General features: G+C 64.8%; 26 protein-coding genes, 2 tRNA genes and 2 pseudogenes. 19 read left to right on the plus strand and 11 right to left on the minus strand.

The annotated features are described in order from the left end of the window. Positions 1–28: 28 nt before the first annotated feature. The 3 genes from WKH79_RS13295 to WKH79_RS13305 are packed head-to-tail and all read left to right on the plus strand — an operon-like array spanning position 29 to position 2,177. Complete coding sequence (locus tag WKH79_RS13295) at positions 29–853, plus strand: hypothetical protein (protein ID WP_341859131.1); 825 nt, start codon at positions 29–31, stop codon at positions 851–853. A 38-nt stretch (positions 854–891) separates the two neighbouring features. Continuing rightward, entirely contained in the window at positions 892–1,755 is an 864-nt protein-coding gene (gene aguB, locus WKH79_RS13300; RefSeq protein WP_341859132.1) for an N-carbamoylputrescine amidase, read from the plus strand. Positions 1,756–1,757: 2 nt separating this feature from the next. Beyond that, positions 1,758–2,177, plus strand: coding sequence for a hypothetical protein (locus tag WKH79_RS13305; protein WP_341859133.1), 420 nt, complete (start codon positions 1,758–1,760; stop codon positions 2,175–2,177). On the opposite strand, the gene WKH79_RS13310 is transcribed toward WKH79_RS13305, so the two are convergent. Continuing rightward, the gene (locus WKH79_RS13310) at positions 2,174–3,595 is read right to left on the minus strand and encodes a M20/M25/M40 family metallo-hydrolase (protein WP_341859134.1); all 1,422 of its coding nucleotides are present in this window, start codon (positions 3,593–3,595) and stop codon (positions 2,174–2,176) included. The two genes, WKH79_RS13305 and WKH79_RS13310, sit on opposite strands and share 4 nt — an antisense overlap. Positions 3,596–3,647: 52 nt before the next feature. Between WKH79_RS13310 and folK the strand changes: the two genes are divergently transcribed. The 7 genes from folK to WKH79_RS13345 all read left to right on the plus strand — a co-directional run bounded on the left by folK (position 3,648) and on the right by WKH79_RS13345 (position 8,225). Then, positions 3,648–4,142 carry a 2-amino-4-hydroxy-6-hydroxymethyldihydropteridine diphosphokinase gene (gene folK, locus WKH79_RS13315; RefSeq protein ID WP_341859135.1) on the plus strand — a complete coding sequence of 165 codons (495 nt, stop codon included), beginning with the start codon at positions 3,648–3,650 and terminating at the stop codon, positions 4,140–4,142. A gap of 63 nt (positions 4,143–4,205) precedes the next feature. Beyond that, positions 4,206–4,281, plus strand: a tRNA-Lys gene (locus WKH79_RS13320). A 57-nt stretch (positions 4,282–4,338) separates the two neighbouring features. Further along, the gene (locus WKH79_RS13325; protein WP_050599722.1) at positions 4,339–5,451 is read left to right on the plus strand and encodes an S-(hydroxymethyl)glutathione dehydrogenase/class III alcohol dehydrogenase; all 1,113 of its coding nucleotides are present in this window, start codon (positions 4,339–4,341) and stop codon (positions 5,449–5,451) included. Beyond that, positions 5,451–6,161 (plus strand): CoA transferase subunit A, encoded by a 711-nt coding sequence (locus WKH79_RS13330; protein WP_050599721.1) that lies wholly within the window; start codon positions 5,451–5,453, stop codon positions 6,159–6,161. The genes WKH79_RS13325 and WKH79_RS13330 overlap by 1 nt, the downstream gene beginning before the upstream one ends. Further along, positions 6,161–6,817, plus strand: a complete 657-nt coding sequence (locus tag WKH79_RS13335) for a CoA transferase subunit B (protein WP_341859136.1) — start codon at positions 6,161–6,163, stop codon at positions 6,815–6,817. The genes WKH79_RS13330 and WKH79_RS13335 overlap by 1 nt, the downstream gene beginning before the upstream one ends. After that, positions 6,814–7,665 carry an S-formylglutathione hydrolase gene (fghA, locus tag WKH79_RS13340; RefSeq protein ID WP_341859137.1) on the plus strand — a complete coding sequence of 284 codons (852 nt, stop codon included), beginning with the start codon at positions 6,814–6,816 and terminating at the stop codon, positions 7,663–7,665. Before WKH79_RS13335 ends, fghA begins: the two co-directional genes overlap by 4 nt. A gap of 44 nt (positions 7,666–7,709) precedes the next feature. Continuing rightward, a complete protein-coding gene (locus WKH79_RS13345) occupies positions 7,710–8,225 on the plus strand; it encodes a YetF domain-containing protein (RefSeq protein ID WP_341859138.1) in 516 nt (171 codons plus the stop codon). On the opposite strand, the gene WKH79_RS13350 is transcribed toward WKH79_RS13345, so the two are convergent. Then, positions 8,222–8,905 carry a queuosine precursor transporter gene (locus tag WKH79_RS13350; protein WP_050599717.1) on the minus strand — a complete coding sequence of 228 codons (684 nt, stop codon included), beginning with the start codon at positions 8,903–8,905 and terminating at the stop codon, positions 8,222–8,224. The two genes, WKH79_RS13345 and WKH79_RS13350, sit on opposite strands and share 4 nt — an antisense overlap. Before the next feature lie 129 nt (positions 8,906–9,034). Here WKH79_RS13350 and WKH79_RS13355 point away from each other — a divergent pair, with 129 nt between their 5' ends. The 4 genes from WKH79_RS13355 (at position 9,035) to WKH79_RS13370 (ending at position 14,894) form a co-directional block, all read left to right on the plus strand. Further along, positions 9,035–10,381 (plus strand): nucleoside transporter C-terminal domain-containing protein, encoded by a 1,347-nt coding sequence (locus WKH79_RS13355; protein WP_160767443.1) that lies wholly within the window; start codon positions 9,035–9,037, stop codon positions 10,379–10,381. Positions 10,382–10,394: 13 nt separating this feature from the next. Continuing rightward, positions 10,395–11,336 (plus strand): 2-oxoglutarate and iron-dependent oxygenase domain-containing protein, encoded by a 942-nt coding sequence (locus tag WKH79_RS13360; RefSeq protein WP_341859139.1) that lies wholly within the window; start codon positions 10,395–10,397, stop codon positions 11,334–11,336. A gap of 252 nt (positions 11,337–11,588) precedes the next feature. Continuing rightward, positions 11,589–14,060 carry a TonB-dependent receptor gene (locus WKH79_RS13365; RefSeq protein WP_341859140.1) on the plus strand — a complete coding sequence of 824 codons (2,472 nt, stop codon included), beginning with the start codon at positions 11,589–11,591 and terminating at the stop codon, positions 14,058–14,060. A gap of 117 nt (positions 14,061–14,177) precedes the next feature. Beyond that, positions 14,178–14,894, plus strand: a complete 717-nt coding sequence (locus tag WKH79_RS13370) for a hypothetical protein (RefSeq protein ID WP_341859141.1) — start codon at positions 14,178–14,180, stop codon at positions 14,892–14,894. A gap of 22 nt (positions 14,895–14,916) precedes the next feature. Here the strand turns inward: WKH79_RS13370 and WKH79_RS13375 are convergent, their stop codons facing one another. The 8 genes and pseudogenes from WKH79_RS13375 to WKH79_RS13410 form a co-directional block, all read right to left on the minus strand. After that, a complete protein-coding gene (locus WKH79_RS13375; protein ID WP_341860129.1) occupies positions 14,917–15,948 on the minus strand; it encodes an HWE histidine kinase domain-containing protein in 1,032 nt (343 codons plus the stop codon). 72 nt (positions 15,949–16,020) lie between these two features. After that, positions 16,021–16,401, minus strand: a pseudogene (locus WKH79_RS13380) (hybrid sensor histidine kinase/response regulator); the annotation flags it as partial. 217 nt (positions 16,402–16,618) lie between these two features. Next, positions 16,619–17,461: pseudogene (locus tag WKH79_RS13385) on the minus strand (GAF domain-containing protein); the annotation flags it as partial. After that, a complete protein-coding gene (locus WKH79_RS13390; protein WP_341859142.1) occupies positions 17,461–18,039 on the minus strand; it encodes a biliverdin-producing heme oxygenase in 579 nt (192 codons plus the stop codon). The gene WKH79_RS13390 and the pseudogene WKH79_RS13385, both read right to left, overlap by 1 nt. A gap of 133 nt (positions 18,040–18,172) precedes the next feature. Continuing rightward, positions 18,173–18,475 (minus strand): polyhydroxyalkanoic acid system family protein, encoded by a 303-nt coding sequence (locus WKH79_RS13395; protein WP_050599711.1) that lies wholly within the window; start codon positions 18,473–18,475, stop codon positions 18,173–18,175. Further along, on the minus strand, positions 18,475–19,233 hold the full coding sequence (locus WKH79_RS13400) for a hypothetical protein (RefSeq protein WP_341859143.1): 759 nt from the start codon (positions 19,231–19,233) through the stop codon (positions 18,475–18,477). Before WKH79_RS13400 ends, WKH79_RS13395 begins: the two co-directional genes overlap by 1 nt. Positions 19,234–19,243: 10 nt before the next feature. Further along, positions 19,244–20,458, minus strand: coding sequence for a toxic anion resistance protein (locus tag WKH79_RS13405; protein ID WP_341859144.1), 1,215 nt, complete (start codon positions 20,456–20,458; stop codon positions 19,244–19,246). Positions 20,459–20,628: 170 nt separating this feature from the next. Then, on the minus strand, positions 20,629–22,377 hold the full coding sequence (locus WKH79_RS13410; RefSeq protein ID WP_341859145.1) for a fatty acyl-AMP ligase: 1,749 nt from the start codon (positions 22,375–22,377) through the stop codon (positions 20,629–20,631). A 133-nt stretch (positions 22,378–22,510) separates the two neighbouring features. Between WKH79_RS13410 and WKH79_RS13415 the strand changes: the two genes are divergently transcribed. The 4 genes from WKH79_RS13415 to WKH79_RS13430 all read left to right on the plus strand — a co-directional run bounded on the left by WKH79_RS13415 (position 22,511) and on the right by WKH79_RS13430 (position 24,589). Continuing rightward, positions 22,511–23,095, plus strand: a complete 585-nt coding sequence (locus WKH79_RS13415; RefSeq protein ID WP_230833235.1) for a RecX family transcriptional regulator — start codon at positions 22,511–22,513, stop codon at positions 23,093–23,095. After that, positions 23,092–23,592 (plus strand): DUF192 domain-containing protein, encoded by a 501-nt coding sequence (locus tag WKH79_RS13420; protein WP_233996636.1) that lies wholly within the window; start codon positions 23,092–23,094, stop codon positions 23,590–23,592. The genes WKH79_RS13415 and WKH79_RS13420 overlap by 4 nt, the downstream gene beginning before the upstream one ends. 62 nt (positions 23,593–23,654) lie before the next feature. Next, positions 23,655–24,053 (plus strand): NADH:ubiquinone oxidoreductase subunit NDUFA12, encoded by a 399-nt coding sequence (locus WKH79_RS13425; protein WP_160767452.1) that lies wholly within the window; start codon positions 23,655–23,657, stop codon positions 24,051–24,053. Between the two features lie 2 nt (positions 24,054–24,055). Continuing rightward, on the plus strand, positions 24,056–24,589 hold the full coding sequence (locus tag WKH79_RS13430) for a DUF2155 domain-containing protein (protein ID WP_341859146.1): 534 nt from the start codon (positions 24,056–24,058) through the stop codon (positions 24,587–24,589). Here WKH79_RS13430 and aat read toward each other — a convergent pair. Then, the gene (gene aat, locus WKH79_RS13435; RefSeq protein ID WP_050599704.1) at positions 24,493–25,176 is read right to left on the minus strand and encodes a leucyl/phenylalanyl-tRNA--protein transferase; all 684 of its coding nucleotides are present in this window, start codon (positions 25,174–25,176) and stop codon (positions 24,493–24,495) included. The two genes, WKH79_RS13430 and aat, sit on opposite strands and share 97 nt — an antisense overlap. 85 nt (positions 25,177–25,261) lie before the next feature. Here aat and WKH79_RS13440 point away from each other — a divergent pair. After that, positions 25,262–25,337, plus strand: a tRNA-Trp gene (locus WKH79_RS13440). Positions 25,338–25,367: the final 30 nt, after the last annotated feature.

Raw genomic sequence — 25,367 nt, forward strand, 5'->3', positions numbered from 1 at the left:
CTGCCGGATGAATTGAGGAGGATTTTCCATGCGTCTTATGCTGACTGCCGCCGTTGCCGCTCTTGTCGCGTCACCGCTCGCCGCCGACAACCACGCCGCCGATCTCGAAACCGTGCTGGCAGCCGACATGCGCGATGACGACCGCGCGCGCGACCAGTACCGTAACCCCGCCGAAACGCTCGAATTCTTCCAGGTCGCGCCCGGCATGACCGTGGCCGAATATGGTCCGGGCGGCGGCTGGTACACGCGCGTGCTGGCGCCCTATCTGCACTCCTCGGGCAAATATATCGCCTTCGATCAGGACAGCGACGGCCGCACCTACAACAGCCGGGCGCAGGAAGCGCGCGCGAAGGGCTGGACCGAGCGGTTCAAGGCCGAAGTCGCCGAAATGACCGGGGTCGAAGCTGACAGCGTCACTGCATTCGAGATCGACGAGATGCCCGAAGACCTTGCCGGCACGGTCGACCGCGTGCTGATCTTCCGCTCGATGCACGGGCTGAACATGGGCAATGCGGCGGACGATGTGCTCAAGGCCGCGCGCATGATGCTTAAGGACGACGGCATGGTCGGCGTGGTCCAGCACCGCGCGCCCAAAGGCGCCAGATACGACGATTACGGCGCGCGCCAGCGCGGCTACATGCGCAAGCAGGATGTCGTCGCGATCTTCGCCGCCAATGGCTTCGAACTGGCCGGGGAAAGCGAGATCAACGCCAATCCGAACGACCCGGCCAACTGGGAGGGCGGCGTGTGGACGCTGCCGCCGGTGCTGCGTTACGGCGACCAGGACCGCGCGAAATACGAAGCGATCGGCGAGAGCGACCGCATGACGTTGTTGTTCCGCAAGGCGCAGTAACCATTGTCTGGACGGCGGCGGCTGCCTATCTCGCGCGCATGAGAAAGCTGTCCGTCGCCGTCCTGCAATTGCCGCTCGCCCGCCCCGAGCCGGCCGACAACATCGCTGCCGTGTCCGCGCTGGTGGAAGAAGCCGCGGGCAAGGGTGCGCAGGTCATCCTGCCGCCCGAACTGTTCGCGGGCGAGTATTTCTGCCGCATGGAAGAGGAAGAGCTGTTCGACCTCGCGCATCCCACGCTCGAAAGCCCGAGTGTGCAGGCGATGCAGACGCTGGCGGCAAAGCTCGGCGTGGCGATCCCGACGAGTTTCTTCGAGCGCGACGGGCAGCACTATTACAACACGCTGGCGATGATCGGCCCCAATGGCGCCATCATGGGGACCTATCGCAAGAGCCATATCCCCGACGGCCCGGGCTACGAAGAGAAGTACTATTTCCGCCCGGGCAATGACGGGTTCAAGGTGTGGGACGTGTTCGGCACGCGCATCGGCGTGGGGATCTGCTGGGACCAGTGGTATCCCGAATGTGCGCGGGTGATGGCACTCAAGGGTGCCGAAGTGCTGTTCTACCCCACCGCCATCGGCTCCGAACCCTATGACGCCGATCTCGACACCAGCCGCATGTGGCGCCGCGCGATGATCGGTCATGCGGTGTCCAACTGCATGCCCGTCTGCGCCGCCAACCGGATCGGGCACGAAGGCCCCGCCGATCGCCAGCAGAGCTTCTACGGCCACAGTTTCATCAGCGATGAATGGGGCGATCTGGTCGCGGAATTCGGCGGGTCGAGCGAAGGCGTGCTGACCGCCACGCTCGATCTCGACCGCGCGCGCAAGCACCGCGCCGGAATGGGCTTCTTCCGCGACCGGCGGCCGCAGCTCTACGGGCGCATCAGCGAGGATATCTGAGCTTGGCGGGGGGCATCGACCAGACACGGCTCGATGCCCTGTTCACGGCCGCACTCGAAGCCGCGATCGCCCGGATCGAAAAGGACGGGACGTTCTTCCCGCTGGTGTTCGAACTGCGCGCCAATGGCGTTATCCAGAACGTCGCGGTGCTCGATACCGGCGCGACCGAGGGTGCGCAGAAGGTCATCGACCGGCTGGTCCAGGTGCTCCGCCCGCGCGCTGCCGATCAAACCATCCAGGCAGCCGCCATCGTGCTGTTCCGCAGCGCCGAGCCGGCGATCGAGGTGCGGTTGCGGGCGGCGAATTATTCGCGGGACGTGACCGCGCCTTTCACGCTCGCGACCAGCGGCGTGTTCCGCCGCAGGCGCAAGCTGACGCTGGGCGAATTCACTACCCGAGAAGCGGCGAACGAGCTGTTCTAGCCGCCCGCAAGCTCCTTCAGCACGATGCTCCAATGGTCGAGCCCGGCATAGAAGGCATCGACCCGCATCCGTTCGTTAAGGCCATGCGCATAGATGTCCTGCGGCCGGCTCGCGCCAGCGCCGATGGCCACCGTGTCGTAGCCCAGCGCGCGGTAATGCATGCCGTCGGTGCCGCCCGATGACATGGTCGGGATCATCGGGATCGCTTCACCGAAGCGGGTTGCGAGCGATTTTGCCAGCGCTGCACGGACCTCGTCGGGGAACGCGCTCATCGGGCTTTCGGTCGCTTCTTCGCGCTGTGTCACGGTGATCGCTTCACTGTCGATTGCCGTTTCCAGCGCAGCCTTGACCGTTTCCACCCCTTCACCCGGGAAGACCCGGCAGTTGACTGCGGCGCTGGCCGATTGCGGCAACGCGTTCTCGGCATGGCCGGCGTCGAGCATGGTCGCCACACAGGTCGTGCGCAACGTGCCGACATAGCCCGGATCGGCGCTGATCAGCGCGATTGCCTCGTCATCGGCGGGATCGGCGGCAAATGTCCGCATGGCTGCGCCAAGTTCGCCCGGAATGCTCTGCCCCAGCGCGCCGAAATAGCTGCGCGTCAACTCGCTTTCGCGCACCGGAAAGCGAAGCTGCTCGATCCGCGTTAATGCGCCCGCGAGGTCATAGATTGCATTGTCGCTGCGCGGACGCGAGGAATGCCCGCCGGGATTGGTCGCGGTTACATCGAAGGTGACATAGGTCTTCTCGGCCAACTGCACCTGCTGCGCGAGCGGGGCGAAATCGTCCGCCAGGCCGATGCCCCCAGCATCCGAATTGAGCACATAGGCGGGATCGACATTGTCGGCGACCCAGCGGGCCTGCGCGCGGGTGGAGACCATGCCGGTTTCCTCGTCGCCCGAGAAAACCAGATAGAGATCGCGGTTTGGCAGCCAGCCTTCTTCCTTCAGGCGGATGAAAGTGCCGGTGAGGTTGGCGACGCCGTATTTGTTGTCCTGCGTCCCGCGGCCGAAGAAATAGCCTTCGTCCTCGACCAACGTGAAGGGATCGCGCTCCCAGTCCTCGGGCAGGGCGTCGACCACGTCCATATGCGCGAGCATGACGATCGGCTTCGCGCCGGCAGACCCGTCACCGCGGTAGCGCACGACCAGTCCCTGCGTCGGATCGCCGTCACTGTCGAAATCGGTGACCAGCAAATCCTCCTCGGCAAAGCCCGCGGCCGCCAGCCGGCCGGTAAGATAGGCGACCATGTCGTCCATCTGGCCGTGACCTGCTGCCGTGCGGAAGGCGATGATATCGCGGTAGATGTCGTAAACCCGCTGCTCATGCGCGGTCAGCGCGCGCGGCGCGTGGTCGTCGGCGGCGGCCTGGCCCGCCATGGCCAGCGCACCCGCTGCCAGAATCGCCTTGATCTTCATTCGCCTGCCGCTCCCATTTGGTACTTGTCGGCAGCGAGGCTAGGGCGGGGGCATGGGCGACGCAAGCGAGCATCGATATCTGGTCGCGCTGGGCTCCAACCGCCGGGTGCAGGGGCTGGGCGCGCCGCGCGCGGTGCTGGCGGGGGCGGTTGCGGCGCTGGCCCGAAGCGGCTGGGAGGTCGAGGCGGTCGCGCGCGTGATCGACAGCGCCCCGGTCGGCCCGTCACTGCGGCGCTATGCCAATGGCGCGGCGATCATCGCGGGCGATCGCGCGCCGCTGGCCGCGCTGGCGAGCCTGCAGGCGATCGAACGCGCTTTCGGGCGCGACCGGCGCGGGCAGCGCTGGCGCTCGCGCACGCTCGATCTCGATATCGTGCTGTGGAGCGGGGGGACTTGGTACGGCCCGCGCCTGGCGATCCCGCACCCCCTGTTCCGGCAGCGCGACTTCGTCCTGCGCCCGGCGGCGCAAATCGCGCCCGACTGGCGCGATCCGGTCTCCGGCCTGAGGCTGCGCCAGCTGGCGGCACGCGCCGTACGGCGGCGCTGACAGGATTGCCGTAACACCGGCTTGACCACCCGCGACAGCGCCCCTAGGTGGCACGCCGTGGTCGGGCCGTTAGCTCAGTCGGTAGAGCAACTGACTTTTAATCAGTAGGTCGCTGGTTCGAACCCAGCACGGCTCACCACATTGAATTCCGCCCCGAGGCCGGTGCGCCGGCACCCCTAGTCCGGAGCCGTCATCCATGAAAACCCGCGCCGCAGTCGCCTTCGCCCCCAAGCAGCCGCTCGAAATCGTCGAGCTCGACCTGGAAGGGCCCAAGGCAGGCGAGGTGCTGGTCGAGATCATGGCCACCGGCATCTGCCACACCGATGCCTACACGCTCGACGGGCTCGATTCCGAGGGTATTTTTCCCAGCGTGCTGGGCCACGAAGGCGCGGGCATCGTGCGCGAAGTCGGCGCGGGCGTGACCAGCGTCCAGCCGGGCGATCACGTGATCCCGCTCTACACGCCCGAGTGCCGCCAGTGTAAATCGTGCCTCAGCGGCAAGACCAATCTGTGCACCGCGATCCGCGCGACCCAGGGCAAGGGGCTGATGCCCGACGGGACCACGCGCTTTTCCTACAAGGGCGAGCCGATCTACCATTACATGGGCTGCTCGACCTTTTCGAACTTCACCGTGCTGCCCGAAATCGCGGTGGCCAAGATCCGCGAAGACGCGCCGTTCAAGACCAGCTGCTATATCGGCTGCGGCGTCACCACCGGCGTCGGCGCAGTGACCAACACCGCCAAGGTGCAGGTGGGCGACAATGTCGTCGTGTTCGGCCTCGGCGGGATCGGCCTCAACGTGATCCAGGGCGCGCGGCTGTCGGGTGCGGGCATGATCATCGGGATCGACATCAACCCTGACCGCGAGGAATGGGGCCGCAAGTTCGGCATGACCCACTTCCTCAACACCAAGGGCATGAGCCGCGACGAGGTCGTCGCGAAGGTGGTCGAAATGACCGATGGCGGCGCCGATTACACCTTCGACTGCACCGGCAATACCGAGGTCATGCGCACCGCGCTCGAGGCCTGTCATCGCGGCTGGGGCACCAGCATCGTCATCGGCGTGGCCGAAGCAGGCAAGGAAATCGCGACGCGGCCGTTCCAGCTGGTGACCGGGCGCAACTGGCGCGGCACTGCCTTTGGCGGCGCGCGCGGGCGCACCGATGTGCCCAAGATCGTCGACTGGTACATGGACGGCAAGATCGAGATCGACCCGATGATCACCCACGTCCTGTCGCTCGAGGAAATCAACAAGGGCTTCGACCTGATGCATGCAGGCGAAAGCATCCGCAGCGTGGTGGTATTCTGATGGCCGGCAAGATTTATCCCAATGCCGCGGCGGCGCTGGACGGCGTGCTGCGCGACGACATGCTCATCGCCAGCGGCGGCTTCGGCTTGTGCGGCATTCCCGAACGCCTGCTGACCGCGATCCGCGATAGCGGCGTGAAGGGGCTGACCTTTGCCAGCAACAATGCGGGCATCGACAATGAAGGCATCGGCATGCTGCTGCGCACGCAGCAGGTGAGGAAGATGATCTCATCCTATGTCGGCGAGAACAAGGAATTCGAACGCCAGTTTCTTTCGGGCGAGCTCGAGGTCGAGTTCTGCCCGCAGGGCACGCTCGCCGAACGCATGCGCGCCGGCGGCGCGGGCATTCCCGGCTTCTACACCAAGACCGGCGTCGGCACGCAGGTCGCCGAAGGCAAGGAAGTGAAGACCTTCGACGGTGAGGACTACATCCTCGAACGCGGCATCTTCGCCGACCTCGCCATCGTCAAGGCATGGAAGGCGGATGAAACCGGCAACCTCGTGTTCCGCAAGACCGCGCGCAATTTCAACCAGCCCGCGGCCACCTGCGGCAAGGTCTGCGTGGTCGAGGTCGAAGAGATCGTGCCCACCGGCAGCCTCGACCCCGACTGCATCCACCTGCCGGGCGTCTACGTCCAGCGGATGATCGTGGGCGCGCCCTACGACAAGAAGATCGAATTCGAGACCACGCGCGAAAGGGAGAGCGCCTGATGCCCCAGGAAGCAGCAGGCTGGGACCGCAACCAGATGGCGGCGCGCGCCGCGCAGGAATTGCGTGACGGCTATTACGTCAATCTGGGTATCGGCATTCCCACGCTGGTCGCCAACCACATTCCGCAAGGCATGCATGTCACACTGCAGAGCGAGAACGGCATGCTTGGCATCGGGCCGTTCCCATATCCCGACGGTGTCGATGCGGACCTGATCAATGCGGGCAAGCAGACCATCAGCGAACTGCCGCACAGCGCCTATTTCGACAGCGCGGCCAGCTTCGCGATGATCCGCGGCGGGCATATCGACCTGACCGTGCTGGGCGCGATGGAAGTGGCCCAGAACGGCGACATCGCCAACTGGATGATCCCGGGCAAGATGATCAAGGGCATGGGCGGCGCGATGGATCTGGTCGCGGGCGTCAAGCAGATCATCGTGGTGATGGATCACACCGCCAAGGACGGCAGCCCCAAGTTCATTCCCGAATGCACGCTGCCGCTGACCGGGCAGAACGTGGTCGACATGATCGTCACCAATCTGGCGGTGTTCCAGCGGCCCGACCATGACAGCCCCTTCCGGCTGGTCGAACTGGCGCCGGGCGTGACGGCTGATGAAATCGCCGCGAAGACGACCGCGAAATACGAGGTCTCGCTATGACCACCGCGGGCACGCTCGAGACGGTATCGGAAAATTGCAGCCATGGCGGCGTGCAGGGCGTCTACCGCCATGCCTCGGCCAGCACCGGCACGCAGATGACCTTCTCGGTCTTCGTCCCGCCACATGAAGACGGCGCGAAGCTGCCCGTGCTGTGGTTCCTGTCGGGGCTGACTTGCACCCACGCCAATGTCACCGAGAAGGGCGAATTCCGCGCTGCCTGCGCCGAGCACGGGGTCATCTTCGTCGCGGCCGATACTTCGCCCCGCGGTGAGGACGTGCCCGATGACGAGGCCTATGATTTCGGGCAGGGCGCGGGCTTCTATGTCGATGCGACGCAGGCACCCTGGGCGCAGCATTTCCGGATGCGTAGCTATATCGAACAGGAACTGCCCGCGCTTCTGGCCGAGCATTTCCCCGCGGACATGCAGCTGCAGGCGATCAGCGGCCATTCGATGGGCGGCCACGGCGCGCTGACCATCGGCCTGCGCAATCCCGACCGCTTCCGTTCGATCAGCGCCTTCTCGCCGATCGTCAGCCCGCTGAACTGCCCGTGGGGCGACAAGGCGCTGGGCGGCTATCTGGGCGATGACCGCAGCGACTGGCGCGAATACGATGCCTGCGCGCTGATCGCAGACGGTGCGCGCCATGCGAACCTGCTGGTCGACCAGGGCACGGCGGACAATTTCCTCGAGGAACAACTCAAGACCGATCTGCTGGTCGATGCCTGCAAGTCCGCCGACATGCCGGCGGACATCCGCATGCAGCCCGGCTACGACCATTCCTATTACTTCATCTCGACCTTCATGGCCGAGCATGTCGACTGGCATGCGCGGCATTTGCAGGGCTGAACGCTTGGCGGGATAGATTTGCGCCAGCCATGCGTTAGGGCTGCATGATCCTCGATACTCCCTGGCCCGATATCATCGCCCGCGGCGTGCTGCTGGCAATTGCCGCCATCATCTGGGTGGTGGTGCTGATCCGCCTCAACGGGCTGCGCTCGCTGTCCAAGATGACCAATTTCGACTTCGTGATGACGATCGCGCTGGGCAGCCTGGTCGCGGGCGCGGCGCAGGCAAGCGACTGGAAAGCCTTCGCGCAGGCCATGGTCGCGATGGCGGGCCTGTTCGTCGTCCAGGCGGCGTCGGCGCGGCTGCGCAAGACCTCCGACAGTGTCGAGGACCTGATGCAGAACGATCCGGTCTTCCTGATGCGTAACGGCAAGTTCTGTGACGATGCGCTGACGTACACGCGAGTAGCCAAGAGCGATCTGATCGCCAAGCTGCGCGAAGCCAATGTCCTCGATTACGGGCAGGTTCGCGCCGTAGTGCTCGAAACCACCGGCGACGTGTCGGTGCTGCACGGCGACCATCTCGAGGAGACGATCGTCGAGAACGTGAAGCGCGTCTAACGGCGGTCGAGCCAGCGCGCGAATGCGACCCCGCCGGTGATCAGGAACGGCACCAGCACCAGGCTGAGCACGACCTTGGCGATGATCTGCCCGATCAGCAGGTTGGTGATGGCGAACTGGCCATAGAACGCCAGCGTGATGAAAATCACCGAATCGATAGCCTGGCTCAGCGCCGAGGCAATCGCCCCGCGTGCCATCAGCGAGAGTGTCGACGCGCCTTCGGCCGATCCGCGGAGCCGCGAGAAAATCCAGACGTTGAGCAGCAGCGACACGATGTAGGCGGCCGGTCCCGCCATCCACACGCGCCACAATGTCGCATGGACGCGTTCGAAGGCGGCGAGGTCGTCGGCGCGGAATTCGGTCATCTCGACCGATGGCGGCAGGTTCAGCACCAATTGCATCAGCAGCGACGCCACCAGCAGCGGCACGAACCCCCACCAGACGATCCGGTTGGCCAGCTTCTCTCCGTAAAGCTGTGCGATCGTGCTGGAAATCACCACCAGCAGCAGGAAGGCGAAGATGCCCGATTCGACTGCCAGTTCGGTCGGCCACAGCTGTACCTGCTTGAAGGCCAGCACGCCCGCCAGCACCGTCATCCCGCCATAGAGCAGCGTGTATACGAACAGCCCCAGCGGCATGGCGGCAGCGGCGAGACGGGTCTCGTTGGCGGGGTGGGTCATCTCTCGGCCTCGACAAGTTTCGTGGACGGCGAGGCCGTCGGCGGGCCCTGAAAATTGACTAATGCGGCGGCGCACGCAAGACAGCGCCCGATTTCATCCGCAACTTGTCCTCCTGCCAAAGGGAAAGCGATGGCGCCTATCCTGATTAATCTCGTCGGTATCGTGGCGATCCTGCTGATCGCCTTCCTCCTGTCGACGGGCAAGAAACGCATCAGCCTGCGCGTCGTCGGGGCGACCTTCGCGCTGCAGGCGCTGATGGCGCTGCTGGTGCTGCGCACCCCGTGGGGTGTGCAATTGATCCAGGCGCTATCGAACGGGGTCATTGCCCTGCTCGACTATTCGAAGGTCGGGATCGAGGCGATCTTCGGGCCAATGGGCGCCAATCCCTTCACCAACACCTTCGTCATCGCCGCGCTGCCGGTGATCGTCTTCTTCGCGGCGATCGTGTCGATCCTCTATCACTGGGGCATCATGCAGCGGCTGGTGCGCTGGGTCGGCGGCGCGATCGGCTGGATAACCGGGATCAGCAAGGTCGAGGCGCTGGGCAGCGCGGCCAACATCTTCGTCGGCCAGTCCGAAAGCCCGCTGGTGGTGCGCCCCTATCTCGCCGCGCTGACCCCCAGCCGGCTGTTCACGCTGATGAGCGTGGGCATGGCGGGCGTGGCGGGGACCATCCTCGCCGCCTATGCCAGCTTCATCGGCGCCGAGGCAGTGCCCTTCCTGCTCGCCGCGGCGTTCATGTCCGCGCCCGGCGGCATCCTGATGGCCAAGATCATCATGCCCGACGACGACAGCGTGCTGGCGCGCGATGCCGCGCAGATGTCCGGGGTCGACCCCCATGGCGAGATCGTGCTGCCGAAGGGCCGGATCAGCGCCGAAGGGCCTGCCGCGCTGACCGAAGGCGGCAAGGCGCATGAAGTCGAAGTCGCCGAGACCTTCGAGGAAGGGCACAAGCCCGCCAATGTCATCGAAGCCGCCGCGCAGGGGACGCAGACCGGCGTGAAGCTCGCCGTGGCGGTTGGCGCGATGGTGATGGTCTTCGTCGCGCTGGTCGCGCTCGCCAATGGGATTCTCGGCGGGATCGGCGGCTGGTTCGGCTATCCCGATGTCAGTTTCCAGCAATTGCTCGGACTGGTGTTCGCCCCGGTGATGTATCTTATCGGCATTCCCTGGGACCAGGCAGGCGCGGCGGGCGGATTGTTCGGCACCAAGATCGTGCTCAACGAATTCGTCGCCTTCATCGAACTCGGTTCGATGGATGGCAGCGTGCTGTCCGATCGCAGCCGCGCGATCGTCACTTTCGCGCTGTGCGGTTTCGCCAATTTCAGCTCGATTGCGATCCAGATGGCGGTGACCGGCGGGCTGGCACCCAACCAGCGCCCGGTGATTGCCAAGCTCGGCCTGCGTGCACTTGCGGCGGGCAGTCTCGCCAATCTGATGAGCGCGGCGCTGGCGGGACTCTTCCTCCCGTATTAAAGGCCGGTCCATTATGACCGATTCGAACACAGATATCGCGGTTGTGTCGCTGGCACAGCCGCTCGACTCGATTGCCGACGAGCTTGGCCGCAGTTTTCAGCAATACGGCTTTGCCGTCATTCGCGACCACGGGATCCCGCAGGAGCTGATCGACCGCGCCGAAGCGCTGTCGAAACAGTTCTTCGCGCTGCCCGACGAGGTCAAGCGCGCCTATCACATTCCCGGCGGTGGCGGGGCGCGTGGCTACACCCCCTTCGGGACCGAAAAGGCCAAGGACGCCAAGGTCCACGATCTCAAGGAATTCTGGCACGTCGGGCGCGAGCTGCCCGAAGGCCATCCCCTGGCCGAATTCATGGCCGACAATGTCTGGCCGTCCGAGGTCGCAGGCTTTCGCGAAACCTTCAGCGAACTCTATGCGGCGTTCGAGGAAGCCGGCGGCCGCGTGCTCGAAGGCATCGCGCTGCATCTCGGGCTCGACCGCGAGTTCTTCGCGCCGACCATCGAGGACGGCAATTCGGTGATGCGCCTGCTCCGCTATCCTCCTCTGGAAGGCGAGGAAGCCGAAGGCGCGATCCGCGCCGCCGCGCATGGCGATATCAACACGATCACGCTGCTGCTCGGTGCCGAAGAGGCCGGGCTGGAACTGCTGACCGCGCAGGGCGACTGGAAAGCGGTTGCCCCGCCCGAAGGTGCGCTGGTGGTCAATGTCGGCGACATGCTCGACCGGCTTACCAACGGCAAGCTGCGCTCGACCACGCACCGCGTGGTGAACCCGCGCGGCGACGCCGCCTATCGCGCGCGCTATTCGATGCCGTTCTTCCTGCACTTCCGGCCGGATTACGTGATCGAGACGCTGCCGTCCTGCATCGACGCGGACAGCGGCACCGCGCCGGCCGAACCGATTTCGAGTCACGACTACCTGATGCAGCGCCTGCGCGAGATCGGCCTGGCCTGATCCGCACGCCGCTTCGGGGGGCTGTTGCACTTATGCACCGGTTCCCGGAAGAATCGGATTTGTTGCCTTTATGCAACTAACGTAAATGCCTGAAATACAGCGGATTTCCCGTTTGGTGCGGCGATGCGTCTCGCACCTGCAACATATGTCTTGATCTTGTCACAAAAAGATAGCTTTGCCGCAACGTCCTCCCGCCAGGGAGTCGGCTCAGCAGCACTAGCCTACTTTTAACGAGACGAAGGGATCCGCTCGATGAAGTTCAAATATCTCCTGGCCGCGTCGGTGGTCAGCACCGCCAGCGCCATGGTCGCCGCCCCGGCCGCCGCACAGTCCACCGGTTCGGTCGATTTCGACGATTCGGTCATCATCGTTTCCGGTGCCCGTGACACGGATGTGGGCGGTGTCGATCTTCCCGATTCGCCCAAGGCGAAGGTTCAACTCGAATCCGAACTGATCCTGCGTCAGGCTCCTGGCCAGACGATCAACGAAACGCTCAACTTGGTTCCTGGCGTTAGCTTTACGAACAACGATCCGTTCGGCTCCCTCGGCGGCAGCTTCACTATTCGCGGTTTTGCATCGGACCGCATCTCGCAGACCTTTGATGGCCTGCCGCTCAATGATTCGGGCAATTACGCACTTTACACCAACCAGATGGTTGACCCCGAAATCATCGCTTCGGCTACCGTTACGCTCGGCTCGACCGACGTCGACAGCCCGACAGCGGCAGCGGCCGGCGGCACGATCAACATTCTTTCGAAGACCCCGGACAATGATTTTGGCGTCACGACCACGACGACCTACGGCAACATCATTTCGCGCGGTAACCCGGGCGACCGCATGATGTATCGGTTCTTCGCCAAGGTCGAGACCGGTGAACTTACCGACGGCGGGCTCAAGGCTTTCGTCAGCGCTTCGCGCACCGAAAACGACTCCGGTTTCTCCAATTACGGCGGGGTCGACAAGCAACAGTACAACGCCAAGATTTTCCAGCCGCTCGGCAACGGCGACGATTTCATCTCGATCGCCGGTCACTACAATCAGAACCGCAACAACTTCAACGGCTCGCCCTTCCGCTACACCGGTGAACCGAGCCCGATCCAGGAGCCGGAAGACCGCTTCTATAACCTTTTCGACGGTACGCCGTGCACGGTCGTTGCCGGTGAAAACGGCGTGCAGGATACCTACAATAGCTGCGGTACGCCGTTCGAACGTCGCTACAACCCGTCGAACACGGGTAACATCCGCGGTGCTTCACGCTTCACGCTCAGCGATTCGCTTACGCTCACCGTCGATCCCAGCTTCCAGTATGTGAAGGCCAATGGCGGGGGCACCTCGGTCGGCTTCGAGGGTTCTTCAGCTGACGGATACACTGGCGGCATCTTCACCACCGATCCGCGGAATCCTGCCCGGCCTGACCGCGGCACCACGTATTATTACTTCGGTGGGACGGACCTCAACGGCGACGGGGACACGCTCGACTACGTTACCATTCTTTCGCCCAGCAACACGCAGACCAACCGTTACGGTGTGATCGCCAACCTGATCTACGAGATCAATCCGGATCACCGTGTGCGCCTCGCGTATACCCTCGATCATGCACGTCATCGTCAGACGGGTACGGCGGGTTCGCTCCTGTTCAACGCCGAGCCGGTCGATGTCTTCCCGATCGACAATCCGCTGCTCGATGCCGATGGCGTCGCGCCGCAGAAGCGCAATCGCAAATCGTTTGCTATCCTGCATCAGGCTGCTGCCCAGTACCGCGGTGAGTTCGGCGGACTTTCGGCAGAGCTCGGCCTTCGCATCCCGTTCTTCGAGCGCGAACTTAACCAGAACTGCGTGACCACCGATCCGGACGGCAACGTAAACTGCATCAATGGCGGTGACGATATTGCCGCTTATCTGGCCGCCAACCCGAACTTTGTCGGTCCGACCTCTACCACGTACAATTACGATGCGATCCTGCCCAACCTCGGCCTGACCTATGAGTTTTCGCCGGGGGCTAGCGTTTTCGCCAGCTACGCCAAGAACCTTTCGGTTCCGGGCACTGACGAACTCTACGGCTCGCTGTTCACCGGCATCGCTCCGGATCCGGAAACGTCGCACTCGGTCGATTTCGGGGTGCGCTACCAGACCGCTACCATCCAGGCGCAGGTTGCTGGCTGGTTCAACCGCTACAACAATCGGCTGGCATCGGCATACGACCCGATTGCGGATCGCACGATTACCCGCAACCTTGGCCGCGTCGACAAATACGGGGTTGATGGCAGCATCGCTTGGAAGCCGTCCGAGCCGGTCCTGTTCTATGTCTTCGGTTCGTACCTGAAGTCGGAAATCGAAGAAGACGTCCAGCTTGGGGCCACGGCTTTCGCGCCGACCGCAGGGAAGCGCGAAGCGGGGGCGCCCAAGTTCACGATCGGCGCACGTGCGCAGTTCGAACTCGGCCCCGTTGAATTCGGTGCCCAGGTCAAGCGCACCGGATCGCGCTTCCTTAACGACATCAACACGATCGAACTGCCGGGATACACTGTCGCCGACTTCGATCTGCGACTGTCGCTGGGTCACTTCAACGAAAGCCTCGACAAAACCTACTTCCAGATCAACGTTCTCAACGTCCTGGACGAAGTCTATATCGGGTCGGCACCGACCGGGCTGACCACCTCCGGCGAATTTGTGAACCTCGGCCCGCCGCGGGCGTTCACGGCATCGCTTGTCTGGGGCTTTTGATCCGCAGGGTCGAACGTTTGACCTAGACTGATGGAAAATCAGGGCGGTCCTCTTCGGAGGGCCGCCCTTTTTCGTGGGGTCGCTGGACCCGGCGGGGGGCTTTGCCATGAGGGGGCGATGGCCGAACCCGCAACCCGTTATGCCCAGACCAGGAAGCGCCTGAACCCCTGGGTGATCGCGCTGATCGCGGTGATCCACCTGGGACTGTTCTACCTGCTTGCAAGGGCGCTTGCGCCCAGCGCCGTCACCGGGGTCGAGCAATCGGTGGTCTCGGCATTTACCGTCACCGTTTCGGCACCCGAGGAGCCGAGCGAGCCGCCGGAGCCGGAACCGGAAGGCGCGCAGGGCGATCCGGGGCGTGAGGCAGTCCCCGATGCGGTTACCGCGCCGCCGCAACCGGTGCGCCGGGATCCGCCCGCCCCGCGTGCGTCGTCCACCGGCACTGCCGATACGTCGGGGGCGGCCGAGGAGGGGGCCGGGACGGGCCGATCGGGCACGGGTGAGGGCACCGGCAGTGGCGATGGCGGCGGCGGGCAGGGCGGGGGTGCGGCCACCAAGCCGCAGCTGGTCCGCGCGATCACCGATGCCAGCGCCTTCCCGGTGCCGCCCGGCGGGCGTGCCGCGCGGATCGGCCAATCGGTTATCGTGCGGCTGAGCGTATCGGCGCAAGGACGCGCCACCCGCTGCAGCATCTATCGCCCGGGCCCGTTTCCCGAGACCGACGCCACCGTCTGCCGGCTGGCGCTGGAACAATTGCGCTTCGAGCCCGCCCGCGATCGTGCAGGGAACCCGGTGGCTGCGGAATTCTATTACCAGCAGCGCTTCTTCAACTGAGGCGCGCCGCGCCGCGGCGGGTTCAGGCCTGGGTCTTGCTGCCGATCACCTGCAGCAGTTCGTCGCGCCCATAGGGCTTGGTGAGCAGGCCCGCCGCCCCCAGTTCCTCGAGCCGGTCCTGCATTTCGCCATATCCGGTTGCCAGCCAGAACGGCACGCCCAGTTCCTTGAGCTTCAGCGCCACCGGCTCGCTGTTTTCCTTGCCCAGATTGTAATCGAGGATCGCCAGCTCGGGCTCGGTCCTCGCCAGCGCGTCGAGGGCGGCGGCCACCGAGCTTTCGACCCGGACGTTCTCGACCCCCAGTTCCTTCAGGCAATCCTCCGCGTCGAGCGCGATGATCATGCTGTCTTCGACCAGCAGGACGGTATTGGGAACATCGGCCAAGCCGGTCTCCTTCTTGGTGGCGGTGGGCTCGATTTCGTTGCCCTCGGCGGCGCGCCATTCGACATATTGCGAGGGAATGCAGAAGCGGGCCTCGACTCCGCTGAGCCGGTAGTTGATCTCGGCCTCGCCCTTGAGTTCGTGCGGGATCGAGCGATCGATGATCGTGCTGCCGAAGCCGCGTCGCTGCGGCGGCTTGACCGGCGGGCCGCCGCGTTCGCGCCAGTCAAGGCAGAGATCGCCATTGTCCTGCCGGGTCACGGTCACTTCGAGCATGCCCGAACTGTCGCTGAGCGAGCCGTATTTGGCCGAATTGGTGATCATCTCGTGGATGACCAGCGCCAGCACCGTATAGGCTTCGGGGGCGATCATCGCCTCCGGGCCGATCAGCGCGAGCCGGTCGCGCTGGTCCGACAGATAGGCATGCGCTTCGGTCTCGATCAGCTCGGAAAACGGCGCATGCGACCAATTGCCTTTGGTGATGTTGTCATGCGCAGAGGCCAGCGATCGCACGCGGCCACCGACGATCTCGACGAAGCTTTCGATGTTGCGCGCATCGTTCTTCGACTGGTTGATGAGGCCGCGGATGAGATTGAGGATATTGCGCACCCGGTGGTTGAGCTCGGCAATCAGCAATTCCTGCTGCTGCTGCGCGCGGGCGCGCTCGGTCACCGCTTCGTCGGTCAGCCGCAGGATGATCTCGAGCAGCGTGACCCGCAGGCTTTCGGCAATCTCTATTTCGGCATCGGACCATTTCTCGGCGCGGCCCTCGACGGTCTCCTGCCACGCCTCGAAGCTCTTGCGCGGGGTCAGCCGGGCGCCATTGGGGCCCATCTCGACCGGCTTTTCCGGATTGCCCGCCCAGGTCACGGTCTGCACCAGCGGCTTGCGCCACAGGACCAGATAATCGCGCGGGGTGCGCGAGACGGGGATGATCAGCGCCCCCACCGCCCGATCGGCGAAACGCGCGGCGCGCGGCAGGCGGTCGGCGATCGCTTCGCTGGCGAGAATCCGGCTGGTCGCCGCGCCGTTCAGGCTCGATACGATCGCGCGGAATTCCTCTTCGTTGGGGGCGGAACCACGCGAGATCGTAGAGGTCGTCGACGAAGATGCTCGCGCCGTCATGCGGAATGGCCTGCTGGATGACCGGCTCGATCATCGGCAGGCTGGCCGACAGCGGGGTGCCCGCGGCCACATCGCGCATCAGCTGCGTGTGCATCGCCCGCCCGTGTTCGCGGCGTTCGGCGGTCTGCCGGGCCAGCGTACGGTCGAGCGTCAGCGAGAAGAATTCGGAGAACAGCTCAGCCGCGGTGCGCTGCGAATAGGGCAGCAGCTTGGGGCCGTAGTGATGGCAGGCGAACAGGCCCCACAGCTTGCCGCCGATGATGATCGAGATCGACAGCGAGGCGCCGACGCCCATGTTCTTGAGATATTCGATATGGATCGGCGATACCGCGCGCAGCGAACTCATGCTCAGGTCGAGCGGTTCGCCTTCGAGCGAGAGACCGGGTTCGATCGGGACGGGTTCGGCCTCGACATCGGCAATGATCCGGAAGCGGTTGCGCACGTAGAGCGCGCGGGCCTGGTCAGGAATGTCCGACCGCGGATACCGCAGGCCGTGGAATTTCTCGAGATCGTCGCGCGCCGCCTCGGCGATGACCTCGCCCGAAAGATCGTCGCGGAAGCGATAGACCATCACGCGGTCGATCTCGAGCGCGGCGCGCAGCTGGCGCGCAGCCTCGGCGACAAGCGGCTCGACTTCGGTATGCTTCTCCAGCCGGGCCATGATCGGGCGCAGGACGGCCAGCTGGCGGTTGAGGACGCCTGCGGCATGCGGTTCGATCTCGATGATCGTATTGCCGCCCGAACTGTGCAGCGCGCAGTCGAACAGGCAGTGGCCGTCGAACAGCGCAAGGCCGAAAATCCGTTCGACCTGGTCGGGGAAAGTCAGCGCGGCAGCGGCGCTGCGCAACTGGTCCATCGCATCGGGCGCGAACAGCCTGCTCAACCGGTCGCCGATTTCGATCGTCCGGCCAGCGCCGAGGATCGTCTCGAGGTTGGTCGATCGGTGAGCGACGAACCAGTCGGAGTTGAGCGCGAGCAGCGCGCCGAAATTCTGGATCCGGCCCAGCTGGTGGATCGGTTCGCGGTCGCAATTGCTCAGATTGACGTCGGTCGAATGCATTACGCTGCCTTAAGTGCGAGGCACTGCGACGCAACTATGTTGAAATGCGTAAATGTGGCACGTGCGGCGCGCAGCACGTCGTCATGCTCGCAGCTGTCGCAAGGACGGGCGAGGGCAGGAAGCATGTTGCGCCAGTACTGGCCCATGCGCGGGTCGGCGAGGAAGGCGGTGGGGACATCGGCCTGCGCCTTCGCCAGCCGCGCCAGAATGGCCCGGTTGCCCAGCGCCGATCCGGCCAGTACCCAGCATACGCCCAGCGTGTCGCCGTCATCCGCAGCCACGAAATCGGGCGTTTCAGCGGGGACCACCCGATCCAGGCTGGCCAGGTCCCGGGCGACCAGATCGGATTGCGGCGGCGGCGGGTTGTCGAGGGCGCGGGCTTCCAGCCAGCGCTCGACATCGCGGCGTGCCCGGTACTGGATGTCTAGGAACTGCGCGTAGCCATCGCGATCGGCCAGCACGAGCGAACCCAGCCGGGCATCGAGCGTGTCATGCTCGGCCGCGGTCCCCTGCTTGAGAAATTCCCGGATGGTGCGACCCATCGCGTCGGTTGCCGGCATACGAGCAGCCTCGCTCATCAAACGTTTTACCCCCAGCTAAGGGCGGAGGTCTCAACGATCGGTTATCGGCCAAGCCCCGCCACAACGAAAAGCGCGCTGCGATCGAAATGGTTCCCGAACAAGTTGTCGCATAATTCGCACCCCGGGCGGGTTACTTGGGAGCGATCAGCTTCTGGCCCTGCTGGCGGATCGCATTGGCGACCATCGGTTCGACGAAGGACAGCGCCAGGGGTAGGTTCACCTCGAAGATCACCTGCGTTTCCTCGATGATGACGCATCCGTCGATCGATTGGCCCATCGCCTTCACGGCCAGGTTCATCCGGTCTTCGCTCGGCCAGCTCGTGGTCACGTCGGCCAACCCGCCGGGCACATATTGCCCGATTTCGTGGCTGCGCGACTGCAGGCGGCGCCGGACTTCGTCCTTGCCGAGATCATGGGAAAGCGGAACGCGCATCAGCTCTTGTCCTCCAGCTGCGGGCTGGTCTGCGCCGCTTCGCCGAACTTGTAATCGAGATAGCGGTGCTTGATCGCCAGGTCGTCGAGCGAGCCTTCGGCCAGCTGCCGGGTGATCGAATCGATTTCGCCGCTGATCTTGCCGAGGCTGTCGGTCAGCTGCTCGTCGGGCGTCGCCCCGGCACGCTGCTCGGTGCGCAAATGCGCGGGAATGCGGCGGTAGCTGTCGATCATTTCGGGCAGCTGTTCGCCGACCAGGCTGCGCACTTCGCGTGCCTTGGGATGGTTCTGGTCGAGCCCTTCGAGCTGCAAGCCCAGCGCATCCAGCTGGACGCCCATGTCATCGACGATCTTCGCCGCTGGCGGGGGCAGGGCGGGGCGCTGCGCTTCGAGCCATAGCTCGGTGCGGCCGACCATCTGCTGGACGTTGCCCTTGTTGATGTCGGCGCGCTTGGGCGTCTTGATCTTCGGATAACTGGAGAAGATCGCGGTAGCGATGGCCGTGGCGACAACGACAGCCATGACGCCCCAGAAACCGATGCCGCTGAAGATCGCCCCGGCAATTCCGGCTCCCACCCAGATGACGGCCACTGCGATCAAGAGGTTGCGCACCTTCTTCATCAGGTGGTCGCGCTTGGCCTTGGCCGAACCCTGCCCGATCGAGGGCGCGCGCCGGTGGCGGCCGCCCTCGCGGTTGTCGCGCACCAGCGACTTGCTTTCGGACAATATGCGGTCGCTGTCGCGGGTGAGGTCGTTCACGATGCCGCCCTCAGCCCTCGATGCTCAGCAGGCTGCTTTCGGCGACCTGCTTCTGCGCCTGCGCCTGGCCTTCGGCGCGCGCGATATAGCCCTTCGACTTCTCGACCTCGTCGGTTAGCAGCGTGACCGTCTGCTTCATGCTGTCGAGCGCGCGCAGCTTGAAGCTGTCGACCTCGTCCATCGTGTCGTAGATGTTCTGGAAGGCGCGTTGCAGCGTTTCCAGCGGGATCGTGCTGGCGGCGGCCTGTTCGTGGATCTTGCCGGTCTGGTCGCGCAGCAGCGTGCTGGTGCTGTCGATGATGCCCGCAGTGGTTTCGTTGAGCGCGGTGATCTGCCCCAGCACGAGGCGCTGGTTGGTCATCGCCTCGGCCACGGTCACTGCCGTGCGCAGCGCGCCGACGGTGGTGGTGCTGGCGCGGTCGACACCCTTGACCAGCTCGACATTGTTCTTCTTCACCAGGTCGAGCGCGAGATAACCCTGCACGCTCACCGCCATCTGGGTGAGCAAATCCTGCGTGCGCTGGCGGACATAGAACAGCGCGGTTTCGCGCACCGCCTTGGCCTTGGCCGGATCGGTCGCGTCGAGTTCGGCGGCCTTTTCCTCCAGCTTCGCGTCGAGCGAGTTGGAGATGTGGATCATCTGTTCCAGATTGCCCATCGCCTCCCACAGTTTCTGCCGTTCGACGTCGATCGCGGCATTGTCCATGATCAGCTCGTCCTTGCCGCTGGCGAGGTTGTTGAGGATTGACTGGATATGCGTCTGCGCGCTCTGGTAGCTGCGGAAGTAAGTGGTCAGCTTGTTGCCGAAGGGAATGATACCGAGGATCTTGCGCGGACCCGACAGCTTGCCGCGCTTGCCGGGGTCGAGGTCTTCCACCACGCGGCGCAGTTCGGCCAGATTGGCGCCGACGCCTTCGTCCTTGTCCATCGCGCGCACCGGGCGGTCGAGGAAACGGTTGGACATGCCCGCAGCAGCCATGATTTCCTTGCGGCCCATATTGGTCAGCTGGTCGACCTTCTTGCCGAATTCGGGCGAATTCGCATCCTCGGCGATCAGATCGGCGACGAAGCCGTCGACCTTGGTCTGCAGCTTGCTCTTCACCTCTTCCGAAACCGGGACGAGGCCCGCAGCCTTCTCCGGCTTGACCTCGGGCACGGGATCGGGCGGCGTGAGGTCGAAGGCGGTTTCGGTGGCAGTTGCGGTCGGCGTTTTCGTATCGCTCATGGGCGCAGATCTCTCCAAGCGGCTATAATCCTGTATTAGGGTGGCAATACACGATCTTCAAGCGCGCAGTCGCGCGGCGCGGCGATAGTGCCGCGCCGATGGCGCGAAGCGCAAGGCAATTCGGAAAACGGTCCGTTCGCAGCGCCAGCGCCCGACCGGGGGCGATTGCTTCAGGCGGCCAGGTCCAGCGGTACGATTTCGCCAGCGAGATACTGCTTTTTCGCCTTGGCCCGGCTGAGCTTGCCCGAACTGGTGCGCGGCAGGGTGCGCGGTGGGACCAGCTCGACCACGCAGCTCATTCCGGTGACGCCGCGGACCTTGTCGGCGATCTGGTCGCGCAGCTTGATCCGCTCTTCGGGGTCCGAGACGCGGCAATGGACCAGCACGGCGGGGGCTTCTTCGCCATTGTCGGTATCGACCGAGAAGGCGGCAATGTCGCCGTGGTTAAAGCCCGGCAATTGCTCGACCGCCCATTCGATGTCCTGCGGCCACAGGTTCTTGCCATTGATGATGATCATGTCCTTGGCGCGGCCGACGATGAACAGATAGCCATCGGCCATGTAGCCCATGTCGCCCGTGTCGAGCCAGACGTCCCCATTGTCCTTGGCGACGAGACAGTCGGTGGTTGCTTCCTCGTTGCGGAAATAGGAATGCATCACGCTCTTGCCGCGGCACCAGACCTTGCCGATCTGGTGATCGCCCTTGATCCGGCCGTTCTCGCCGCGGATCTCGACATCCATGCCCGGTATCGGTTTGCCGCAATTGACGATGGCGCGGTACCGCGCGGGTTTGGACAGGTCGCGCGGGCGTCCCGACAGGCGTTCTTCCTCGACCAGTTCGACGCGGATGCCTTCACCCGGCGGCATGACCGTTACGGCCAGCGTGGCTTCGGCGAGGCCGTAGCTGGGGTTGAAGCTGCTTGCCTGGAAACCGGCATCGGCAAAGGCATTGACGAAATTCTGCATGACGTCGGGACGGATCATGTCCGCGCCATTGCCCGCAACGCGCCAGCGCGACAGGTCGAAGCGGTCGGCGACCTGGCTCTGGCTGGAAATGCGGCGCGCGCAGATGTCGTAGCCGAAAGTCGGCGAATAGCTGAGCGTGGTGCCCTGGTTGCGGCTGATCAGGTCGAGCCAGGCGAGCGGGCGGCGGGCGAAATGCTCGGTGCGCAGGTAGTCGACCGACACCTGGTTGGCGATCAGCGACAGGAAGCAGCCGACCAGACCCATGTCGTGATACCACGGCAGCCAGCTGACCACGCGGTCGTTGGTGCCGATATGCATCGATTCGGCATGCCCGCGCAGATTGTGGAGCAGCGCCTCGTGCGTCACTGCGACCCCGGTGGGGAAGCGCGTCGAGCCCGACGAATATTGCAGGTAGCAGATGTCTTCGGGCTGCGCTTCGGGCAGCTCGCATGGCGGGCCGGCGCGCTGGGCGAAATCGTCCCAACTTTCGCCGTCGCAGCCCTGCCGGTCGGCGGCGGCCTTGGCCATTTCGGCGATTTCGGCGGGATAGATCAGGATTTTCGGGTCCGAGCTCTGCAGCTGGACCGAAAGCTGGTCGATATAGCTTTCCTTGCCGCCGAAGGTCGTCGGCAAGGGCAGCGGGACCGGCCACGCGCCCATCAGCGTGCAGCCGCAGAACAATGCCGCGAACTCGGCGCTGGTCTCGGCGACCAGCGCGACGCGGTCTTCCTTGCGAATACCCATCGCCACCAGCCGGTACGCGGCCTGCAGCGCGTCCTGCTGCATCTGCGCATAGGGATAGACCCGTTCCAGCGTCCCGCGCATGTCGTGGAAGTTGAGGCCCTTGGCGCTTCGCGCAGCGTAATCGATAGCCTCGTTGAACGTCGCGAAGTCCGACCGGCGGCGTGGCAGGTCGCAGTCATTCGGCGTCGGCGTCAGTACGGCGTCGGTCATAATTTTCGGCGATACCCGTGAATAGCTGGGGCCTTTCGGCCATTCTCTTTGCGTGCTCTTTCGCGCTCATTGTAGGATGGGCGCGCTCTCCCACATTTCCCAATCTTAAAGGACTGTGGCAGGAATATGGCCCATGGATGATGAACGCACAACATCCGGTCGTGCTCGTCGCCGGGCAAAACCGCTTGATCGCATCCGGCTGGAAGAGCTGGCGGTGTCCTATGTCGCGCGGTTTTCGACCAGCGCGGGCAAGCTGCGGACCTATCTCCAGCGCAAGCTGCGCGAACGCGGGTTCACCGAGGGGGAGGAGCCCGATCTCGACGGTTTGCTGCACAAGTTCGTCGCGCGGGGCTATGTCGACGACGAGGCCTATGGCCGCGCCAAGGCGGGTGACCTGGCAGCGCGCGGCTATGGCGCCCGGCGGGTCGAGCAGGCCTTGCGGGCGGCGGGAATCGAGGACGACTTGCGCCAGGCGCTCGAACCCGGCGAGGGCCAGCGGCGCCGCGCGGCGCTGGTGCTGGCGCGCAAGCGCCGCTTCGGTCCCTATGCCCGCCCGGCAGAAGGCGACGCCGAGGCGCAGCGCAAGCTGCACGAGAAGCGACTTGCCGCGATGGTGCGCGCAGGCCATGATTTCGAAATTGCCCGGCGCGTGATCGAAGCGCGCGATGTCGAGGAGCTAGAGGAATGGGTCGCGGAAGCCGCCGAGGGGTACGAATGAAGGTGCTGGCCGCCATGGCCGGGATGGCGGCGCTGCTTGCGTGTTCGCCGCAGACACAGGCCGGGGCCTCCTCCGAGCCGGCCGGCGCGCAGGCGCAGGCCCCCGAAGCCGCGGTCCACCCCGTTTCGGGCCTCGCGGTCGTTCCCCTGACCGTGACCAGCGGCGAAGACCGCCACCAGTTCGCGGTCGAAGTGGCCGACACGCGCGAAGCGCAGGCCCGCGGCCTCATGTTCCGCACCGAGCTCGGCGATTTCGAAGGGATGATCTTTCCTTATGACGGAACGCGCGCGCAAAGCTTCTGGATGAAGAACACGCCGTTGTCGCTCGACATCATCTATGTCGGGCCGGACAACCGGATCAGCAATATCGCCGCCGAGACCGAACCCTATTCGCTCGACCCGGTCTACTCGGTGGGCCCGGTACTGGGCGTGCTCGAACTGCGCGGCGGACGCGCGGCGGAACTGGGGATCGAACCCGGCGACCGGGTCGAATGGTAAAGTCGCGCGGGCCCGCACGCGGGCGCTTGAGGCACGGCGAATAAACGGCTAACCGCGCGGACATGAACTTCCTCGGCAAGATCTTCACCTGGTGGAACGGTGCCACCATCGGCACGCATCTGTGGTCGGCCCGCAATGGCGAACACGTCGGCACCGATGCGCAGGGGAACAAGTACTACCGGTCGAAGAAGACCACCGGGGACGGGCGCGAACGCCGCTGGGTGATCTACGAAGGTGCCAATGATGCCAGCCGCGTGCCGAGCGAATGGCACGGCTGGCTGCACGGTTCCTTCGACGACGTACCCGAAAGCCATCTTCCGCCCGCCCGGATCTGGGAAACCGATTACACGCCCAATGCCACGGGTACCGCGACTGCCTATCGCCCCGCCGGAGCGCTCGAGCGCGGCGGGCAGCGGGCCCGCGCCACCGGCGATTACGAAGCCTGGTCGCCCGAGGCGTGACGATGCGCGGGGCGCTTGCCCTCCTGGCCATGGCGGCGATTGCCTCGGGCTGCGAGCAGCAGGCCGAAGCGCCCGAAGAAGCCGTCGCCACCGACATTCCCGAAGAACTGCAGCAGGACGCGCTTCCGGTGCAGCCTGCCGCCGAAGCGGGAATCGGCACGCCGATGGTGGAACGCGTCGCCACGCTCGGCCTGCTCAACAAGCGCAACAATGTCAGCCGCGATCTCGAATTGCAGCCCGGCGACCAGCAGCGCGTGGGCGACGTGATCGTCCGCCTGCAGGCCTGCGAGCGCACTGCGCCGTGGGAAATGCCGAGCGAAACCGGGGCCTTCGTCCAGTTGCTGGTCAAGGAACGCGGGACTGAGGACCAGTTCCGCAAGGTGTTCTCGGGCTGGCTGTTCAAGAACTCGCCGAGCCTGAACGTGGTCGAACACCCGATCTACGACGTGTGGGTCAAGGAATGCACGATGGCCTTCCCGGGCGAGGAAGATGCGCCGAACCCGGCCACCACTGCAGGTAGCGACGCCGCGGCCTGACCGCCGGCTTGCGCCACCGCCGCCATGTATTGCGCCTGCGGCAGCGGAACCGCGCCCATCCGGCCCAGATGCTCGGTCATGAACTGGCAGTCCAGCACGGCGTAGCCCGCCTCGCGCAATGCCGCGACCAGCCACGCCAGCGCCACCTTGCTGGCATCGGATGTGCGGCTGAACATGCTTTCCCCGCAGAACACGCGGTCGAACGCCACCCCGTACAGCCCGCCGACCAGCTCGCCGTCCTGCCAGCATTCGATCGAATGCGCGTGACCGGCCCTGTGCAGCGCGTTGTAGCTCGCTTCGACGCGGTGGCTGATCCAGCTTTCGGCATGCTCTTCGCGCGGCAGGGCGCATTGGGCGATCACGGCGGCGAAGGCGTGATCGCAGGTCACGCGGAAGCGGTCCTGCCGCAGCGTCTTTCGCAGGCTCTTCGACATGCGGAACCCGCCAAGCGGGATGATCGCGCGCTCGCGCGGCTCGACCCAGTAGACTTCGGGGTCGTCCCGGTGGTCGGCCATGGGGAATACCCCGCCGCGATAGGCGCGCAGCAGCAATTCGACCGGAATCAGCGAGAGGTTGGGGGCATGCATCGCGCTGCGCTCTACCACTTCCCGATTGCCAGCGATATCCGCCTTGCCAAGTAGGGATGGGCATACTAATGCGCGCCCTTCCTGCAGGGGTGTAGCTCAGCTGGTAGAGCATCGGTCTCCAAAACCGAGGGCCACGGGTTCGAATCCTGTCACCCCTGCCATTTCCTTTTCGCGGTGACTTGTCGTTGGCT

The sequence above is a fragment of the Qipengyuania sp. GPGPB31 genome, assembly GCF_038396345.1.
Taxonomy (GTDB): domain Bacteria; phylum Pseudomonadota; class Alphaproteobacteria; order Sphingomonadales; family Sphingomonadaceae; genus Qipengyuania; species Qipengyuania citrea.

What these genes read in the sequence shown, in the direction of transcription:
- WKH79_RS13295 (WP_341859131.1), top strand. Translation starts at nt 29, where the DNA reads ATGCGTCTTATGCTGACTGCCGCCGTTGCCGCTCTTGTCGCGTCACCG.
- aguB (WP_341859132.1), top strand. Translation starts at nt 892, where the DNA reads ATGAGAAAGCTGTCCGTCGCCGTCCTGCAATTGCCGCTCGCCCGCCCC.
- WKH79_RS13310 (WP_341859134.1), bottom strand. Translation starts at nt 3,595, where the DNA reads ATGAAGATCAAGGCGATTCTGGCAGCGGGTGCGCTGGCCATGGCGGGC.
- folK (WP_341859135.1), top strand. Translation starts at nt 3,648, where the DNA reads ATGGGCGACGCAAGCGAGCATCGATATCTGGTCGCGCTGGGCTCCAAC.
- WKH79_RS13325 (WP_050599722.1), top strand. Translation starts at nt 4,339, where the DNA reads ATGAAAACCCGCGCCGCAGTCGCCTTCGCCCCCAAGCAGCCGCTCGAA.
- WKH79_RS13330 (WP_050599721.1), top strand. Translation starts at nt 5,451, where the DNA reads ATGGCCGGCAAGATTTATCCCAATGCCGCGGCGGCGCTGGACGGCGTG.
- WKH79_RS13335 (WP_341859136.1), top strand. Translation starts at nt 6,161, where the DNA reads ATGCCCCAGGAAGCAGCAGGCTGGGACCGCAACCAGATGGCGGCGCGC.
- fghA (WP_341859137.1), top strand. Translation starts at nt 6,814, where the DNA reads ATGACCACCGCGGGCACGCTCGAGACGGTATCGGAAAATTGCAGCCAT.
- WKH79_RS13345 (WP_341859138.1), top strand. Translation starts at nt 7,710, where the DNA reads ATGATCCTCGATACTCCCTGGCCCGATATCATCGCCCGCGGCGTGCTG.
- WKH79_RS13350 (WP_050599717.1), bottom strand. Translation starts at nt 8,905, where the DNA reads ATGACCCACCCCGCCAACGAGACCCGTCTCGCCGCTGCCGCCATGCCG.
- WKH79_RS13355 (WP_160767443.1), top strand. Translation starts at nt 9,035, where the DNA reads ATGGCGCCTATCCTGATTAATCTCGTCGGTATCGTGGCGATCCTGCTG.
- WKH79_RS13360 (WP_341859139.1), top strand. Translation starts at nt 10,395, where the DNA reads ATGACCGATTCGAACACAGATATCGCGGTTGTGTCGCTGGCACAGCCG.
- WKH79_RS13365 (WP_341859140.1), top strand. Translation starts at nt 11,589, where the DNA reads ATGAAGTTCAAATATCTCCTGGCCGCGTCGGTGGTCAGCACCGCCAGC.
- WKH79_RS13370 (WP_341859141.1), top strand. Translation starts at nt 14,178, where the DNA reads ATGGCCGAACCCGCAACCCGTTATGCCCAGACCAGGAAGCGCCTGAAC.
- WKH79_RS13390 (WP_341859142.1), bottom strand. Translation starts at nt 18,039, where the DNA reads ATGAGCGAGGCTGCTCGTATGCCGGCAACCGACGCGATGGGTCGCACC.
- WKH79_RS13395 (WP_050599711.1), bottom strand. Translation starts at nt 18,475, where the DNA reads ATGCGCGTTCCGCTTTCCCATGATCTCGGCAAGGACGAAGTCCGGCGC.
- WKH79_RS13405 (WP_341859144.1), bottom strand. Translation starts at nt 20,458, where the DNA reads ATGAGCGATACGAAAACGCCGACCGCAACTGCCACCGAAACCGCCTTC.
- WKH79_RS13410 (WP_341859145.1), bottom strand. Translation starts at nt 22,377, where the DNA reads ATGACCGACGCCGTACTGACGCCGACGCCGAATGACTGCGACCTGCCA.
- WKH79_RS13415 (WP_230833235.1), top strand. Translation starts at nt 22,511, where the DNA reads ATGGATGATGAACGCACAACATCCGGTCGTGCTCGTCGCCGGGCAAAA.
- WKH79_RS13420 (WP_233996636.1), top strand. Translation starts at nt 23,092, where the DNA reads ATGAAGGTGCTGGCCGCCATGGCCGGGATGGCGGCGCTGCTTGCGTGT.
- WKH79_RS13425 (WP_160767452.1), top strand. Translation starts at nt 23,655, where the DNA reads ATGAACTTCCTCGGCAAGATCTTCACCTGGTGGAACGGTGCCACCATC.
- WKH79_RS13430 (WP_341859146.1), top strand. Translation starts at nt 24,056, where the DNA reads ATGCGCGGGGCGCTTGCCCTCCTGGCCATGGCGGCGATTGCCTCGGGC.
- aat (WP_050599704.1), bottom strand. Translation starts at nt 25,176, where the DNA reads ATGCATGCCCCCAACCTCTCGCTGATTCCGGTCGAATTGCTGCTGCGC.